The 17,803-nt window shown below is 34.0% G+C and carries 19 protein-coding genes; 14 read left to right on the top strand and 5 right to left on the bottom strand.

What is annotated here, in order from left to right:
• Positions 1–15 precede the first annotated feature (15 nt).
• The 3 genes from QWZ06_RS19560 to QWZ06_RS19570 all read left to right on the top strand — a co-directional run bounded on the left by QWZ06_RS19560 (position 16) and on the right by QWZ06_RS19570 (position 3,734).
• A complete protein-coding gene (locus QWZ06_RS19560) occupies positions 16–1,524 on the top strand; it encodes a hypothetical protein (RefSeq protein WP_290300618.1) in 1,509 nt (502 codons plus the stop codon).
• A 32-nt stretch (positions 1,525–1,556) separates the two neighbouring features.
• A complete protein-coding gene (locus QWZ06_RS19565) occupies positions 1,557–2,252 on the top strand; it encodes a hypothetical protein (protein WP_290300619.1) in 696 nt (231 codons plus the stop codon).
• Between the two features lie 1,236 nt (positions 2,253–3,488).
• Complete coding sequence (locus QWZ06_RS19570; RefSeq protein ID WP_290300622.1) at positions 3,489–3,734, top strand: hypothetical protein; 246 nt, start codon at positions 3,489–3,491, stop codon at positions 3,732–3,734.
• 249 nt (positions 3,735–3,983) lie between these two features.
• Here QWZ06_RS19570 and QWZ06_RS19575 read toward each other — a convergent pair whose 3' ends face one another.
• The 3 genes from QWZ06_RS19575 to QWZ06_RS19585 all read right to left on the bottom strand — a co-directional run bounded on the left by QWZ06_RS19575 (position 3,984) and on the right by QWZ06_RS19585 (position 5,806).
• On the bottom strand, positions 3,984–4,478 hold the full coding sequence (locus QWZ06_RS19575) for a DoxX family protein (RefSeq protein WP_290300624.1): 495 nt from the start codon (positions 4,476–4,478) through the stop codon (positions 3,984–3,986).
• Positions 4,479–4,623: 145 nt separating this feature from the next.
• A complete protein-coding gene (locus QWZ06_RS19580) occupies positions 4,624–4,968 on the bottom strand; it encodes a hypothetical protein (RefSeq protein WP_290300626.1) in 345 nt (114 codons plus the stop codon).
• A gap of 232 nt (positions 4,969–5,200) precedes the next feature.
• Positions 5,201–5,806: an imm11 family protein gene (locus tag QWZ06_RS19585; RefSeq protein ID WP_290300628.1), complete on the bottom strand. Its 606-nt coding sequence runs from the start codon at positions 5,804–5,806 to the stop codon at positions 5,201–5,203.
• Between the two features lie 332 nt (positions 5,807–6,138).
• On the opposite strand from QWZ06_RS19585, the gene QWZ06_RS19590 reads away from it, so the two are divergent.
• The 11 genes from QWZ06_RS19590 (at position 6,139) to QWZ06_RS19640 (ending at position 16,447) form a co-directional block, all read left to right on the top strand.
• Positions 6,139–6,600, top strand: coding sequence for a DUF6438 domain-containing protein (locus QWZ06_RS19590; RefSeq protein ID WP_290300629.1), 462 nt, complete (start codon positions 6,139–6,141; stop codon positions 6,598–6,600).
• 272 nt (positions 6,601–6,872) lie between these two features.
• Positions 6,873–7,178, top strand: a complete 306-nt coding sequence (locus tag QWZ06_RS19595) for a hypothetical protein (protein WP_290300630.1) — start codon at positions 6,873–6,875, stop codon at positions 7,176–7,178.
• A 1,162-nt stretch (positions 7,179–8,340) separates the two neighbouring features.
• On the top strand, positions 8,341–9,624 hold the full coding sequence (locus QWZ06_RS19600) for a hypothetical protein (RefSeq protein WP_290300632.1): 1,284 nt from the start codon (positions 8,341–8,343) through the stop codon (positions 9,622–9,624).
• A 60-nt stretch (positions 9,625–9,684) separates the two neighbouring features.
• The gene (locus tag QWZ06_RS19605; protein ID WP_290300634.1) at positions 9,685–10,560 is read left to right on the top strand and encodes a polyprenyl synthetase family protein; all 876 of its coding nucleotides are present in this window, start codon (positions 9,685–9,687) and stop codon (positions 10,558–10,560) included.
• Positions 10,561–10,586: 26 nt separating this feature from the next.
• Positions 10,587–10,709 carry a hypothetical protein gene (locus QWZ06_RS19610; RefSeq protein ID WP_290300635.1) on the top strand — a complete coding sequence of 41 codons (123 nt, stop codon included), beginning with the start codon at positions 10,587–10,589 and terminating at the stop codon, positions 10,707–10,709.
• An 11-nt stretch (positions 10,710–10,720) separates the two neighbouring features.
• Positions 10,721–10,990, top strand: coding sequence for a hypothetical protein (locus tag QWZ06_RS19615; protein WP_290300637.1), 270 nt, complete (start codon positions 10,721–10,723; stop codon positions 10,988–10,990).
• A gap of 32 nt (positions 10,991–11,022) precedes the next feature.
• Positions 11,023–11,271: a hypothetical protein gene (locus tag QWZ06_RS19620; protein WP_290300639.1), complete on the top strand. Its 249-nt coding sequence runs from the start codon at positions 11,023–11,025 to the stop codon at positions 11,269–11,271.
• 2 nt (positions 11,272–11,273) lie between these two features.
• Complete coding sequence (locus QWZ06_RS19625; RefSeq protein ID WP_290300640.1) at positions 11,274–11,573, top strand: hypothetical protein; 300 nt, start codon at positions 11,274–11,276, stop codon at positions 11,571–11,573.
• Positions 11,574–11,592: 19 nt separating this feature from the next.
• Positions 11,593–12,243 carry an endonuclease/exonuclease/phosphatase family protein gene (locus tag QWZ06_RS19630; RefSeq protein ID WP_290300642.1) on the top strand — a complete coding sequence of 217 codons (651 nt, stop codon included), beginning with the start codon at positions 11,593–11,595 and terminating at the stop codon, positions 12,241–12,243.
• Positions 12,244–12,269: 26 nt separating this feature from the next.
• Positions 12,270–13,790, top strand: coding sequence for a hypothetical protein (locus QWZ06_RS19635; protein WP_290300644.1), 1,521 nt, complete (start codon positions 12,270–12,272; stop codon positions 13,788–13,790).
• Positions 13,787–16,447 carry a hypothetical protein gene (locus tag QWZ06_RS19640; protein WP_290300647.1) on the top strand — a complete coding sequence of 887 codons (2,661 nt, stop codon included), beginning with the start codon at positions 13,787–13,789 and terminating at the stop codon, positions 16,445–16,447. The genes QWZ06_RS19635 and QWZ06_RS19640 overlap by 4 nt, the downstream gene beginning before the upstream one ends.
• A gap of 99 nt (positions 16,448–16,546) precedes the next feature.
• On the opposite strand, the gene QWZ06_RS19645 is transcribed toward QWZ06_RS19640, so the two are convergent.
• Together QWZ06_RS19645 and QWZ06_RS19650 are read right to left on the bottom strand one after the other, a co-directional pair.
• Positions 16,547–16,921, bottom strand: coding sequence for a hypothetical protein (locus QWZ06_RS19645; protein ID WP_290300649.1), 375 nt, complete (start codon positions 16,919–16,921; stop codon positions 16,547–16,549).
• A 12-nt stretch (positions 16,922–16,933) separates the two neighbouring features.
• The gene (locus QWZ06_RS19650) at positions 16,934–17,782 is read right to left on the bottom strand and encodes a tetratricopeptide repeat protein (protein WP_290300650.1); all 849 of its coding nucleotides are present in this window, start codon (positions 17,780–17,782) and stop codon (positions 16,934–16,936) included.
• Positions 17,783–17,803: the final 21 nt, after the last annotated feature.

Raw genomic sequence — 17,803 nt, forward strand, 5'->3', positions numbered from 1 at the left:
TTAAAATAAAAACCAATGAACCAAAAATATACTGATCTTAGAACAAAAATATTAGCACCAGCCGATCTTATCTTATTTGATGAAGTTATCGGAACAATGACTGGTGGCTTTTACCGTTCATCATACATTATGGCTTGGGTTAATATAATTGAATCTTTAAAAAACAAATTATATCAACTTGCAGCCTTAGAAGACAGCAGAGCAAAAACCGCAGTTACAGACATAGAAAACCTAGAAAGTAGTGGATTATCAACTGACAGAAAAATATTTGAACAATGTGCTGTTTGTGACATTATTAGGCCAACTCAGAAAAGTACGATTGAATTTCTTTGGGGACAGCGTTGTATCTATGCTCATCCTTACAATACAAGTCCGAGCATTGAGGACTTAGATTATATTATTAATCAGGCCGTAACCATTGTTTTATCTAAAGAAGTCGATTTCAATAAGAATTATATTGATGAATTTTGCAGCAACATAATTACAAGACCGCACCTAGTAGATAATGATGAGAATAAAATTCTGCAGTTAGCAAATAATATTCTGGTTAGAGTCAAAGAAAATCTACACCCCTATTACTTTAAGAAACTATTTTTTTATTACGGAAGTAATCTAGACAAGCCAAATGAAATAAAGAAAATTGAAATAATTGTAAAACATCTTATTTTAAAAACCACTTATGATTTCTCTGATAAAAACTGGGCATTTGAAAGTAGGGCAATCAGCTTTGCGGAAAATTTCACCATATGTGTGGTCGACCAAAACTTCTGGGCTAAAGTTGATGATCGTGTAAAAGATGTACTGATAAATTACTTTGTGAATTTACAGGACAATAATACTATTACGAAATTGGCTGAAGTATATGGTAAACTACAAAGTTTGAGTATTCTTGAAGATGAATACAAGAACAAGTTTTTCACAAAATTAGACTCTTTGAGATTTTCATTATCAATTTATTATTATGGCAACGCGGATAAACAATTTGAAAGAATAATAAAAGAACTAAAAACCTGGCAATTTTCTCAGATGAATGTTGTTATTGATTTCATTGATAGCGAATTCGGAATCAATGCTTTAAGTAATTTCAATTTGGAACAGAATATTGAACTTGGAAGAGTTCTGTACGCTTCAGCCGATGAAGGTCATTGGAAGTCCCGTTCACTTATAGCTTTTGAAAATTTTAATACATCTAAACTTAGCAAAGAGATTTTTGCAGGAATTATCATTGGTCACTTTATCAATATTAAAAATGAGGTCAGATTTGACGACGAAAGAGCACACTTTGCATTAAAAGTATTAAATGAACTTGATGATAGCTTAATTGATCTCGTGTACGCAAAGATCTTTGACGTTCTCGACAATGGTACACAACAATACCCTAATGAAATATATGTTTTTGGTAATGACACGATGAAGAACATTGCTAATAAAGTGAATCTACTTAAATTAAAATGGAAGTCAAAAAATTTTGATAACTATAATCTTTTAGATAACAAGGTTAAAAAGTATTTTCAACTGCCTTGATGTTTGAAAAAAGAAAATATAAAAGAAAGAATATGAATATTAATGAAAAAATCGACTTTACCGGAAATTTAATAAATTTTATAGGTGAAAATAATACGCATCCTGATTCAGAAGATATCAGAAGTATAACCATCGACAGCATTGCACAGGCTTTTCAGAATTTTTGGATTTCTTTAAAGCTATCCAAAGAGCTTCAAAGTATTGATTTTGTTCAGGAAAAAATATCAGATCAGTTTAAAGAATCTGATCTTGAAGATATTGAGTTTAATCTTGATGGATTTATAAAAGATGCTCTTTTTACAAGGCTCTTTATATCTTTAGAAAGTCATCTTAAAACTATAGCACGTCACTTTGAAACAAAACCCTTTGATATTTATGACGATTCAATAAAAAATACATTTAAGAATTTACTTGAGAAGATTGTATTCTTTACTGATATTAGCGATTATGAAAAGAATGTTGTATTCTATTTTTTCTATCTGCGAAATACGATACATAATTTCGGAATTCAAAATAGAAAAACCCAGATTTTAGAAATTGAAGATCCAACGTCTGTTGTCAGTCAATTAAAATTTGAACTAAAGCTTATCAAAGGGAAAACTAATGTTATTTCATCTCTGGAACTCTTACTTCTTTTCGAACAAGTAATAAAAGTCATCATTAAGTTAAATTCATTAATTCCGACCAATGAAATAATTAAACATCCCTTAGCTGATTTTGATTATTAATTCTTTAAAAATCAAGACAATTTATAAACGTAAAAATGTTATATACTTTTTAAGGATGGTTTGTAAATTTTTATAGTAGATTATAATAAAAGATAGCGCGACGATTAGATGTAAAATACTTAAATTTATATGATTACAACTATAAAATCATCAATATGAATATACTACTAATTATTGCAATTATTAGTTTGTTGATTGGTGCAGTAATTCGATATTGGATTTACCAAAGAAAATTCTATAGAAGAAACAGTTCCGGACTTGAAGCATTCTCAAGCTATGAAAAGTCTGTATTTACTAAATTTTTTGAACTTATTTTAAAGTGGATATCATACATATTTATTATCATTAGTCTTCTATATCTATGGCGATATGCTCGACATTCAGAGTCTAAATCCGGAATCTCGGTAAAGATAGAATTAACGAAATAGTGGATTTTTGTAGTACTTAGTTATATTTGATAATTGATTACATTTGGAATAAGCGATTACATTAACATGAAAAATCTTAATTAATTTTAAGAATGATTCAAATAAAACCTACTGTAAACTATCAATATAAAAGTGATAAAAAGCTTTTTATTAAAGAGATCCCATTTATAAACCATCTTAAAACGCTTTTTATTTAAGTTAAATATAATACAAAAAAGCAAAACAATAATTATTATAAATTCAATAAGACATACGTTTGCTAAAGATTCTCAATCATATTTGAGTTTTCATGGTTATTAGTTTTTATCCTCGATTTTACATTGAGGATTTTTTATTTTAGTGATGTATATATTATTTGGCAACTATATACTTTAATGTATCAAATGTATGAAATTCTAGGTCTCTACATTCAACCTATGATATTTATATTTATTAGTAGCAGCGATGTTTTATTTAAAAATTATATCTGGTACATTAAAGTATATCATCCTTCGCTATTGTAAGTTCTTTAGTCAGAGATTTTTGTTTTAGTTCCTACTCTTGGTTAAGCTTTTCGGATTCCGCTTTAATTTTATCCCAAAACAGTAAATTAAATCAACAATATTAAAATTATTTACAAACATCACAATTACATTCATTCATTTCTTGAAATAACGTAATTAATCTTTATATGACAAACTTTGAAGTTGTTTTCACAAAAAATTCAGGATCGGTTTTCAATATAGGATGTAGTTATTTAATCATAATTATTAAAAAAGCACTTCAAAATATTCCTAACTTTGATATAAACTTTTAAAATAATACTCTCATGAATTCAGAAAACACCAATCAAGAAGAGCTGAACCAAAGTAATTTGGTAGAACATGCCAAAAGTTACATTGAGACGCAAAAACAAAACAATGAAGATGCGACTCAGGAAGGATGGTTTGAACTATTAATCAAGGACGATCTTGTCGGAGGTTGGAATGAAATAGTAGACAGTTTTAAAGACGCCTGGGAAGTGGCTAATACCATGATAGATTCCATGTTTGGAATGAATAAAGATCGAAAATAAGCCATGAACAAACAGAATCCCACGAATTGTGTGAGTTTAAAAAAGTTATTCTGAAAACTCCTTAACTTGAATGTTTTTATTTTTTCAGAATAACTTTTAATATTTGTAGACAACACGGTTGTAAAACACATATTAAATATTAGCATCCTCCCTCCACACGAGACTTCTTAATTAACCTCTCCTTGCTATTATACATGATGGATCTAATAAAAAAGACCGTCTTTGGGACAGCCTTTTTTAGATAAATATTTACTTATTATCATTAATATTCTTCCTCAAGGTATCTATTCCGAACCCTGTACATCCCTGAAACAGAAATTGTGTCAAAAACATCAGATACAAAACCTGAGGCAGATACAGAAAGTAACTCAGCCATGTGAAGGGATCCATTGCATAGATTCCTGTTTCGGCTTTAATAGGGTTCAGCTCCTTAGGAATTGAATTCAGATCATGGGTAAATAAAGCTACCAGGATAATAATGATTAAAAACACTGAGCTAATTCGTGTCCAAAAACCCAACATCAGGAATAAACCAAATATACATTCACAAAAAGCAGTGAAATTAGCCGTAAACTGTGGGAAAGGAAATCCTATAGTACTGATGGTATTGAACATATACCCCTGAAAAATAGGATGAAACAGCTTATTAAATCCTGCAATAAAGAAGAATAACCCAATTAAAATTCTGCATAGTATATAAATACTGGTACTATTTTTTTCAAAGTTTGATATTATTTTTTTCATTTTTTAAATTCTTTTTTGATTACATAATCATGAGCGTATACCATGAACCCTGGTAAGTCATGTAATCTTTAATGATACAATTGTTTATGTTGTTTGGAAAAATTATACGATTTAAGATACCTGTGATTGTATCTTAAAATGGAAGTTAAATTTTAGGAGGAATCCAGATGGAATAAAAAAATGAATAATAAGGGGCATCATCATACAAGAAGAAACGGTCTCCTACTTCTTTGCCCATAAATTTTTCAAATCCAAAAGAAGGAAAAGAGGCGGTAAAAAAGGATGAAAAGCTTGAACAATAATTACTATTGCACTTTAGTGGAACTTTGTTGTTTTCTTCAAGATAAGTCTTGTTACATTTCTGATGAGAATCTGTTTGGAAATTATGAAAAGTATTCAAAACAGTTGTGGAGAAACTACTATAATCTGCTTTGTGAATCAATAAATGAAATAGTACTAAAAACAGACCTGCTATTTTTATATAATACAATACATTTATTTGTTTACCTGTAATTCGGCTTTCCACTAACACAAATATAGTAAAATATCTGAGACCTTGCTTCTCAGACACAACCAGTTTAACTAAAAAAAGCAACCATTTAATACTTTAAATCAATAACTTACACATCACTGATTGCATTTTTATAGAGTATCTTAGCCATTTCGGAGTGAAACTTATTATAAAAAAGAATATATCCAAAAAACTGAAATCACTTCTTTATTCATACAACTCGCGTAGCATCAAAGCTTACTCCGGTTAATTTCTCTTTTTGTATCGCTTTTCTTAATGTTTCACTTACATATATAGCAGAGGTTATTTTCCAATAATTATTTTTTGGTGAAGGTTCTGTAAATGCGTTATAGGTATTAATTTTTGAAAATGAAAAAACAGGCTTTATAGTATGATCTGTACCTGGAACATACACTGTATTTTCCTTATCCAAAACATCCAGCATTCTATTGAATCGCGGAATATAATAAATCCTTTGTTCTTCACCTGTATTGATTACAGCCTCAATCCAGTCTACTTGCTCATTTCCCGATACATTATTGTCTACGACTGATTTCATTTTTGCAGACATTAAGGGCCACGCCAAACTATTGAGTTGATAATCCTGCCATACATCTTTTATACCTGTCAAATCATTACTTTTGATCAAACCCTCTTTACCTACCTCTAATTTAATGAGATGCAGCTCAAATGGAAGTTGATTTACCCCTTCCAATTCTGAAATAAGATCCTGAGCCAATGGAATTCCTTCTGGAGCAAAAGCACTTGCTGATGCCCCTTTCTCATCTTTCCAGCTTAATAAATAATACTTATCCATCGTCATTTCATTTTTTTATTTTCAACGTGTATTTTTAATAATCAGAATTATTGATTATCGGTTGTTTCAATTTTTGTTTAAACAGCTGCAAATCCTGCATTGATCTTTGCCGCAAATCTAATAATTACAGCCGATTAAAAGTCATATTATGGATCACATGAACAGGATTTAATATCCATTGTATTTCCTTCTATTAATAAGAAAACATGACAATATGTAGAGATGAGTAGTTTTGTATAATTCATACTTTTTACCTATTATTTGATCCCTGCAATCTTCGTCAGATATTGTATCTTTAGCCCCATTTTTAACACCAACACATTGTTTATAGTATGAAATATATTGTTTCATTGATCTTCCTTTCGCTTGCAATCATTTGCAGCGGTCAACAAAAAGTTAACTCTGCCAACACTGTGGAGAAAGTAATCATTAAAAAGAGCGACTGTATGTCAGGAGATTGTCCAGTCTATACGATCATTATTCATAAAGATGGGAAAGTTAACCTGAAGGCTCTAAGAAATATTCCTAACAATCTGAATGGTACTTACACCTCAAAACTGGGATATTTAGATTGGGAAGTGATTACTCATATGGATTTTACTACATTAAAGAAATCTTACGGAAATGTTAGATATGCCGATTTTTCCTCTACCGATCTTGAAATCTTTTTTACTAATGGGAAACCTAAAAAAGTACATGATCATTATAGTGAAGCTACTCCTGAACTCATAAAACTATATGAACATATCGACCTGCTTTTCATTAAACTACGCTGGAAACGAGTAAAGGGTTAGATTCTTGTTTTTTCTTTTCTTAAAAAACATAACAATATCCCAAATTAAAAAGCCTCCTGAAGATCATTTTCAGGAGGCTTTTATTCTTTTATTACAACGCATCCATGTATTTTGAATTATAATTAACATATTATTAATATTGATTTAGTGTTTTTACTTAAATATAAAATTAAGTATTAATACTGTAAAATTTAAATCAATTACTTCGTTCCTTTGACATATAACACTTTACAGTGATAAATTATAATTAAACCTTAAAAAACGATTATATTATGTCAAATCCTAATCAACAAATTGTCATTAATGCATGGAATATGCTTTGGGATAAAAACAAACATCCCGACTATTATTTGCCAGATGTTATTTTAAATGGTATAAAAGCCAATGGAATAACAGTAGACCCGTTAGGAAATTTAGACATCCCTAAGTACGGCCCTTTTACCTTATTTAATGAGCCTGTTCTTGGTAGTATTTCTATAGAATTCACCAACAATATTATCCATGGTCTAGAAACGATGTCAAACAATGGAATTGATGTACCCACTGATGGATTAAGCTTTCAGCAACGGTTAAAGTAGCTTCATTAGTATCTTCCGGAAAATTTGATGTGCTGGCAACCGGTTTAAGTATGTGCGCTATAGATTCTGTTTGGGCACTAGGTCACTTAACTGGCAAAAAAGAATTCAGTGCTGCCGATGCTGATGATTCACCAGGAATTGTTCAAGCAAAAAATTACCGTACTCAACTATTAAATCAGGGTGAAAACGGACAGTTCTTAGTAAGTACTTATTATGATAATAATGATGTATACAATGATATCACCAACGATCCAAACTCTATGTTTGCCCATAAGTGGCCAGTTTACCAAACATCTGGTTTGGGACCTGATGGAAAAACAAGAGTAACGGTAACCAGCCAGAGCCTTTCTTCTGAAACTACTACTGCCGCTCAAAATCCTGACAGCACCAGCCAGGTAGTGGGTTATGACGCTTATAATTCACATTCATATATTGGCCAGGGACTGATGATCAAATCAATAGATCATAAAATAGGTGAACTTCAAAACCAATATTCCGGACAAACAATACCAGCTTCTGTTCAGGCACAAATTGATAGACTGCAGCAGGCGAAAGATGCTACTTTCATTTTTGGTGAGAATACAAAACCTATTACTCAGGATAACGCTAATGGTATTAATGTAAATACCGCCATGAACAATGTTAAAAACACGAGTCCTATCACAAACAGTGAAATGACGAGTAAGCATAAAACCGGAATGAGCTTATCTAAATTGGCAGTTACCGATGATTATCCACTCTACACTGCTGCTATGGCTAGTGTTGATGAGATGGAAAAAGAGTTTTTAGAGCTTAAAGCAGCCAATGCATTATCTAGTAATCTAAAGGACAGCACTCCGGTTTCAGGAACTTATAATTTAACGATCCCAGTTCCTACAGTTACATTCAAAGGCAAAATCTCAACTGACAGTGGTCTGAGTGTAACCATCACTTCTATCACTCCTGTTATCCCGCCACTTACGTTCAATCTGGTACCATCAGATTCAGGAAGCAGCTTAGTGACTAAAATTTTGCAGCATTACGCTTCTGCTACTTATATCCATCAATTGGCTCAATCAAAGGCGAATGACGCATTAAACTCTGATAAAGTACGTGGTTATATCACAGACAGAATTAATCAGGCATTGAATAAAGTTTCGGATAATCATCAAATCTATTTACTATGGCAAATTTTGATATTGCAATTGGTATCAGCCAAAATGCACTCAACCAAATTACGTCGGCATTCTACGACCTTGGAAAAAATACAATTTTTAAAGGTTCTATCGATGCCTCAGGCATAACTGTTAATTGGCAGGCGAATACAGCACCTGTCATCAATCTTAATCCGCCCTCTCTGGATAAGGCTCAACAAATTGTAGAAAGCTGTGATCTCAATAAGTATCCGCGATTATTATCTATCGTATCTCCGGAAACTAAAAATCATGTGGCAGAATTTCTAGCTGATTCAGGTAACGGATTTTCACTTAAAATAGATGAATTCCAAATGACATTTGGAGATGATCCTGTAACAGTTCCTTTGTATGCAAGAGGAAGTGTGACTACAAATGGTTCACAAACCAGTTTAAACATTTTGAGTATTGCTATAACAGTGCAGGGATCTGTCAATCAGAATATCGTCAATAAATTTATCATTCCTGAAATGATGAATGTATTGGGCGGAGCATTAAAAGGGGTATCCATCCCACCTCTTTCCTTACCGAATATCAATCTTGGCGGGTCACGCGCTGCTATCAAAAATGGACAGCTTTTGGTTTTTGCCAATATTTCATCCAATCCTTCAGTACCTTCCATAGACGGTTTTGGTTTTCCTTCAAATGATTTCTTTGCTGTTCTTAGCAATAATACAATGCAACAAGAAGTCAACGCATCTGTAGCAGGAAAAACTTTTGGTCCATCCGGCTCTGTCGATTTAGGAATTACCCATGCAGATTACCATGCAACTGTTACAATACAAAATCCTAAGGTTTCTATTTCAGGCACAGATCTCCACATCAATATGGATCTTAAAGGATCAGCCGGAGCCAGCATTACCATAGCTTGTAGTCATCCCGGGATAGACTTCAATGTATATGCTACTCCTTCTCCAACCGTAACTTGCAGAACTTCAATAGACAATAATAACAATATTTCAGTACACGGCTCTTCATGTTCTTCATTTGCATCGATCGTGAACGTTACCGGCTGGGTTCCACCGATTGTCAGTGAGTTTGTTGACTTAATAGCGTCTGCTATTGCCTCAACAGTTACTGCTACGCTAAGCTCCCAAATTGTAGGAGCCATTTCTTTTGGTTCTTTTCAGCTACCACAGATTGGTGTTAATTATGGCGGTGTCAATCTAAATATTTCCGGTACAGGAATGAATATGGGAAATATACAGGGTTGTATGACCATTCAAGGAGGTATAAGCATCGCTTACCGTGCAGAACCAGCTCAAGTATATTAAGAAGGAACTGTAGCAAACACTACAAAATCAAACAAAATTAACCTTAAACCTTAACACGCTATGAATCCTATTATCAATACTCTTTTGCATGATGAATTAGCAAGATATGACCTCATGCTCGATCAGGCAATTGATGAACAAGAAGGATATTTAACCGATCTGGAAAAGAAAATGTACAAAAAGGGAAAACGCTTACGTCCTATAATGCTTCTATTGAGTGCAAAACTTAGCCAGCGTGAAGATTCCCCATTAGATGATAAAGTAATTCTTTCTGCAGTATCTCTCGAAATGCTACACGTTGCCTCACTGATACATGATGATATCATTGACTGTGCACCTACTCGCAGAGGATATCCATCCATAAAAGAAGCCAGAGGCTCCAATATGGCTGTACTCATAGGAGATTTACAATTCTTACAGGCAATGAGAGGACTGTTAAAAAGCGTAGTTGTACAGGAAGACATTTCCATTATCGAAAAAATACTAAAAGCGGGTTATGAAATTTGCATCGGTGAAATTGATGAATTGAGAGTGGATCCGGCAAAAGCCTATGATGATTTAACAGAAATGGAGTGCAGCTATATGAATATCATCGACCGTAAAACAGCAGCTTTATTTGGAATATCATGCGAAGCCGGAGCAGCATTGGCGAATTCAAAGTCAATTCATCTCGCTGCCTTAAGCCTTTTCGGACGGTATTTTGGGCAGGCTTACCAAATTATGGATGACATCAATGATTTTTTGAAGTCAAGTGATAATGCGGGAAAACAGCAGCATATAGATCTTGTGCAGAAAAAGCTCTCTCTTCCCATCATCAATGCCTTAAGAGAGCTACCACCCAACAATGCTCTTTATAACTATTTAACAGACAAAGCAATAGACGATACTGCTCTGCAAGAAGCCGTAGCTGCCGTTGTAAAATCTGAAAGTTTGTAAGCACTTATAATAAAGCCAGAGAAATTATGCTCAATGCAATCCATCAGCTATCTGTCTTTGGTGATTCTCCTTACAAATCTGCATTAGAATCCATAGCCTTTGAAGTAATTAATGGAAAAAAGGCTGAACAAACTGCAACAACAATTTAAACGATATTCCCATGAATGCATCAGCAACTTTACTGGAAGCAATTCTCAATATGCTTCAAAAGAAAATGATAGATTCCTCAAGTAACTATTACTTACCCAATCTACTAAAACAGTTAAACAATCCAAATATCAATCCATATATCGTAGAAGGCAGCTGGACTTTGGACAATCTATCAGGAGATAGTATAACTACGGGAGCTGATCAAATTTGCATACAAGCGACTCCCGATAATATTATCCAGATTCAGGTATCAGCTCTTCGCCACCTCAAATTGTATTAAGTTCCATCCAGGTAAATGGTCTTATTAATGCATTGCCGGAAAAACCGAACGTAACTGATCCGAACAGTGATGCTCCAAAAGTGTCTGTTGTGGTTGACTTCTGTACAATAACTGACAACCAAATTCCTTCAACCATAACGGTGAGTGGAAATTTTACGTTGAGCCAAAGTTGTTGTATTCCTGATAATGTAACACAACTTTGCAACGCATCTTCAGCCAAGTTCGGCACAGACGGTGACGGAACTTTCTCAGCAGTGATCTCTCCGAAACCAGCCAATTAAAGATGAATTGCAATGCGGTCATCACAGTTCAACCGGATTCATCATTTCTTGTAACAGTATCTTCTCTGGAAGCAATTATTCCTAATACAGCACTTACTATTTCGGTAACCATTGATTCAGCAGGAAAAGGAGATAAAAAAACGTATGAAAAATTAGCTGAAGAAGCCTTGAATTCCGATGGGGCAAAAACACAGATATTGAAACAGTTACAGGAACAATTATCGAGTCAATCAGCGCTTAGCCAAATAAGCAAGATGATCACCGATCAGCTCAATAATGTTTTCCAACAAACATTCTTTTAATCATTTAAATAAAGTTGTCATGAGGATTTTATTTTGGAACGTTCAAAGATTAGGCTGGACAAGTGATGATAATCGCAGAAGTATTATCGGCAATGTTTTTTACAGCCAGGCTCCTGATATCATGCTTCTTTGTGAGTTAACTACAGCCTCACAAATACCTCAAGCACAAAATGTGACGTATAGGCTTCAAAATTCATCACAATTATGTTATGGAGCAACGAATAATGACGGTTCCTTAATTCAGCTCCAAAGAATCAATCCTCCCGTTGGGGCTGGATATCCGGGAAGGCCTGGTGGTAATAATTTTGCCAATCTGGTAGATCGGGCACTCGCTTATACCGGCTTTCACAATAATTATCATATCTATGTATTTCATGCTCCTGCTTACTTTATAGGCGCTGAAAGAGCTGCTACATTTCTTACTTATGCCTTAAATGCTTTGCATGCGGGACAGAATTGGCTTGTCATTGGTGATCATAATGTAGAGCCTTACAAATTAACTCCTTTTGTACAAAACCATGCATTTCAATCCAGTACCGCTACTTACATAGGAGGAATACCTAAAATGTATGACTATGTTTTGACTAATAACCCAGTCAATTTTTCTTTGCAAACAATAGTCCCTGGAGGAGCAGGATCTGATCACCTACCCATTGTTCTTGATTTTTAACATTCTTTATACTAAAAACATACAAGATGACTTTAGCTGAATTAAATAATTTGTTACAGATTAACGATGGTAATCTCAGATTAACATCAGTTTCTTTACCGGATTGTCATTTTTCCGATCTACTCGAAGAATACAATCAGGGAAATGATTTAGTAATTAATAAAGCTGAAAAAACGGTTTCAGACAATGATATTACCATAACAGGAACCTCATCTTTTCTGAATTCTGAAAATCTTCCACTTACCGCAATATTCAGTATAGATTCATCAGGTAATCCTTTGGCATACATCAGGTATACATTAGTAGGAAAATCACGAAACAATTGGAAATTCAGCCAGAATTTCACGACCCTGCCAGCATTTTACTTTTCCAGTCCGCAGTCTGATTTTCTAGATTCACTTGTACTTACAGACTCTTACTATGTCTTATGTACGGGTGAAGTTAAGGATCCTTATAACGGAGAGCAACTTTCTAGAGGATTGAACTTCTACAGTGACTTTGATCCGCTAAACATCGTTGGCGTTTTTAATTCTGTTTTTAATAAATCGAAAACATTCATTCTGAAAGGACAGATCCATATTCCTAACGATCAACAAAATATTCCGCCTGTCCCTAATCAAGAATTCCCTTGGGATATGTCTGATCCTGTTCCGGGTATTAACTTAAGTGCAGACATAGGTATTGACATAGCCATTTCAGATAAACTAAAACTTACCAATACCAAGATAAGAATATACTCTCCCATCACCAGTGAATGGCTGTTAAAAAACAATTCCTACCAACCGATAGCTTCCATTGAAGGAGAACTTGCTATACCTAGTTTAAATGTAAGTGTCACGGTAAATGCATACTTAAATCCTGAGAAAAAAATCACCACTATCGTAGGCAGTTTTGATGGAGTATCTTTTAAAAATTTATTGGAGCTCACCGATCTAGCTAATGGAGATGGCCTAGCACAGGTCTTACCTTCGGATATACAGAAAGGTATTAAAACCCTTGAAAAATTAACCCTTGAAAAAGCCAGTATTACTATTAAAAATGATTTGAGTTCTTTGGGAATTACATCCATTTCTCTCGTTGTTGGATTACCTGGTCTCGCATGGTCTCCTATCGGCTCCTCTTTCATCGTATCTGATATTGATTCTGAGTTCATTATCATTAATCCATTTCAGGCAGGACGAAATGTTTCTTTGGCACTGAAGGCAACTCTCACTGTAGCCAATGCCCCATTTTCTGTTCTTCTGCGAGCCCCCAATTTTATGCTGACTGCAGAATTACAACATAACACCACCCTTTCACTCACTGACACTTTTAAAACCTATCTTCAGGATCTTCCGGCACCTCCCGATCTCACTATAAATGACATGTCATTTTCCTCTGATCTATCACAAGGTTCATTTAACTTTGACATGACAATGGCCGATGATCCTGCATGGACATTAAGTGTTCCTAAACCACTAACCATTTTTGACGTCCGTGCAGAAGTTTCAAAAGGCACCGAAGCAAAAGCTGCTTTCTCAGGCTCTTTGGAGTTCGCAAAAATGTGATTTCTGTTTCCTACAATACTCCTGGAGATTTTATGATTCGTGGAGATTTTCCAAAGATCAATGTTACAGATCTTATCAGTGAACTCTGTGATAATACAATAAAATTCCCGAAGGGCTTCGACATTGAATTATTGGATTCTACTATTTTAATACAAAAAGTACAATCACAAGATACTTTTTTCTTTGCCACCCAGGTAGATAGCTATGGTGCTTTCTTATTTCAGGCTGTACGTGACAGCGGTAAAACAGGTCTTGCTTTTGGATTTCAATTGGGAAGTAAGGCATTAAGTTCTATCAACGGACTTTCTATCCTTAAGCCTCTGGAAGATATATTCCAGCTCTCAGATCTTATGTTACTCGTGACCTCTGTAGATCCGAGTGCCATTACATTTCCTGATCTTGATAAGTTTCAAAATCCATATATTAAAGCCAAAAAGATCTCTATTCCTTCACAAACAGGTAATAATAATGGATTTTACGCCTATGCCAATGTTGTATTTGGTTCCAATGGCGGACAGGGAACGCTTTCTAAATTATTCGGGCTTTCCGGTCAACTGGGAATGGTTTTATTTATAGGTGAAAACCCGGCTAAAAATGCTAAATTCTTTATCAATCTTGATTTTAAAGGAAGTTCCGGGGTACTCAATGGCTGTACCATCAATGCTCAATTGGGTGCATTAATTGCAAACGGAGAACCGGGGCTATTTTTACTAGGTAATCTGACCACAAGCTTTGGATCACAAAAGGTAATTTTTACCCTTGAATTATTAATTGTTCCTAATGGGGCTTTTATTTCGGGTACTTTACAGGGATCTACTCCTAGCTTCCACCTTACAGATTCATTGAGTATTACATTCAGCCAATTAGCACTTGAAGTGGGTATCGACTTAGAAGGAATTCCTAGTTTTGGATTTACCGGACAAATAGATACAAGTAATGGGTTTGATAGTTCTATTGCTGTATTTTTTGATTCAGCGGATCCGGCCAAATCGCTATTAGCGGGAGCGGTAAGTGATATCAGTTTATTTGATGTCGTTTCAGTATTTTCAAAAAACATACGTGAAGACTTACCGGGATGGCTTAAAGATATATTAAAAAGCATTGCTGTTAAAGGGATGAATGCTTTTAGCATTGATAAAAGCTATTCTTCAGCATTGGATGATCTGGATTTAGAAAAGATCAGCTCAGCTTTTGCTGCACACGGCATTACAGTTTCTAAAAACATACAGGAAAGTTTGTTGGTTGTCAATACCCGTGGTAGTATCTGGAGTTTGGCAATAATGGATAAAAATAATGGGATCACTCATTATCAGTTGAAACTGAATGGAAACAAGATCGATGTAAATTTGGAAGCTCAATTATACCTTGCCCCTCAAAATACGGCAATAGGTAGTATTACGTTTCCACAAGGATTCAAAGCAATCGGAAATGTGAGTATTTTCGTCTTGCAATTGCAATCCAATACTGAGATTTTCCCTGACAAGGGTATTAAAATTAATGAAGAAGTCAATAGTATTAACTGGAATGTAGCCGGTATTGATCTCTTCAAGATTACCAGCGCAAGTGGCTCCGGAAATCCAGTTCTTTCCATGTCTACTTTTACAGATAATACACAAAAGAATGATGATCTGAAAAACCCTCATTTCCTAATCGATGGAAAAGTAAGTTTCTTAGACATTAATGGGATTAGCATATATGTCAACATCCGAAAAGAAGGAATTAATTTTGAAATAAAAGATAAATACTTTTTAGTAGATGTAGATGTACAAGGTAATTTTACAAAATTAGATGATTTCTCAGTATCGGGATCTGCCGTTGTGGGCATTACTGAACTCAACCTGGGAGCAGCAGGAACAATACCTATCAATACAAATATTAAATCAAGCTTAGGTATTGCCGTAACTACCATTTCTCAAAATTTAACGTTGAATGCCAATGCATCACTCACTGTAGAAATTCTGGGTGACTCCTTCAATTTAGTAGATGTAACCATCAGTATATCTCAGTCTTTCTTTAAAAGCTTACCGGATACGATTGGAAAACTCCTGATCGATGCAATCCTGAAAGAGCCTCTGAAATGGCTTAATTGGGTTAAAAATGGTTTAATAACTATTGCGGGTGACGTCGTACAGGTTTTAAAAGATATTTTCAAGGTTGTTTCCTGGAAAAATATCTGTGATCTGATGCAGCAGGTAGGTTATGCTTTTTCTGAAATTGTTAAAAGTATTGTTCATGTTTTTGGAATAGCAGCCACAGATGTATGGAATTATCTTATTTCGATCGCTGAAAATTGTGCAATAGATGCAGTAAACCATTTAACAGGGTCTGCAAATCATTACACACTGTTTGAGTATTCTCAATCGTTCTTGAGTACCCTTGGAGGGACTGAGGATGCACAACGATTATTATTCTTATACTACAACAATCAGGAAAGTCTACAAAACTCTCTTATGATCAATTCTGAAATCTGGAACGAATTTATTGCCCCAGACAATCAGAAACTATTACAAATAAAGCCTGCAGAGACCACCATCATTTATTTAAACAAAATAAAAAGTGTTTCACCACATATGAGTAAGGATATTGATGAGGTCATCTCTATTCTAGCGGAATATGAGCATTTGGAAGTGGATGTGTTTATCGAAAAACTAAATTAGTCATAGAAGAATCATTTCTTCTCAGATTGAGAAAAAACAAAGGAAGATAACTGTAGTAGAACTAATAGTATAACTTTTTTCAAGACTGCATTCTTATAATTATTCAGTTTTTTGTTCAAATTCTTTAAGAACAGTAAAATAATATTTTCCTTTATTTTTTTGGAAATAAAGTTTATCACCAACAATGTTATTTCCAAGGAATGTTCGTTTGATGATCAGAGCATTTTTTTTACAACAATCCACGGTAACTTCTATAGGAACATGGTTCCAGTAATTAACCGTTTTTATGCTTACATCTTTACCGAGCCACTTATTTTCTTTTCTGTCTATGGAAACATAGGTACTGTCATCGGTAACTTTCTGATGCAGGACAATATTTACTCCTAATGCTTTGGTCCATATCTTTTTCTCCTGTGCTTTCATCAAAACACTCAATAAAATAAGAACCAAAGTCATTTTTATTTTTATATTCATTAAAAAGCTCTGTTATTTTATTCTTGTATAAACATATCCGGGAACTTTGCTTCTATCTTTTTTCTGAGTTAGGATTAAAGAAATATATTTTTTATAATATTCCTTTCCATTCTCTTTCTCCCCTGTATTCCAGTAACTGTCTGCTAAATTCAGATAAGCAACGGTTCTATTCGGGGATTTACTGATAATTTCCTTCAAAAGTTCAATAGCTCCAGTATAATTCCCATTATTTAAAAGAGCAAATGCGATATTATTGTAACTATCTACATTACTTTGAGATAAGGAAAACTTCTTTTTAAAATCCAGCAATCCTGTTTTATTAAAACGTTCTGACAACACAGGATAGCTCAATAAATCTACATAAAGTTTTTTAAGATCCTTATATGGTTTTATGATTCCTTGATGATCAAAGAATGTCAAAGATTTAAAACCTTTAGAATCGATTTCCAAAGCTTCTGAATCTATATTTTTTAAGGGAAGATTAATATTTTTAGTAAGAATTTTAAAATTCTGATCTTCACATTCCTGACAAGGATTATAGAAATTAACATTTTTTATGTACCAATCTTTTTTATATAAAAGGTTTACAGCTCCATATAATCCGCGGTCACCTCCATAATGTATTGTGATCTCAGAAGGATTTGTATATCCTAGACTGGTATTTTTGAGAGCTGTAATCTCAGGTAATTCAAAACTACTGGTCTTTTTATTTCCAAAATGAACAGTAACAAGATTCTTTTCCAACACAACCTCATCCTGAAGATGATCAAGATCCAGATCATAATAATTGGATTGTGCTGATAAAAAATTCAAGAAGAATAGGCAGGTAACTGATATTACTTTGAAGGCCTTATTTTTCAATTTTATCATCATATTCATGAA

The organism is Chryseobacterium tructae (assembly GCF_030409875.1).
GTDB classification, from domain to species: domain Bacteria; phylum Bacteroidota; class Bacteroidia; order Flavobacteriales; family Weeksellaceae; genus Chryseobacterium; species Chryseobacterium tructae.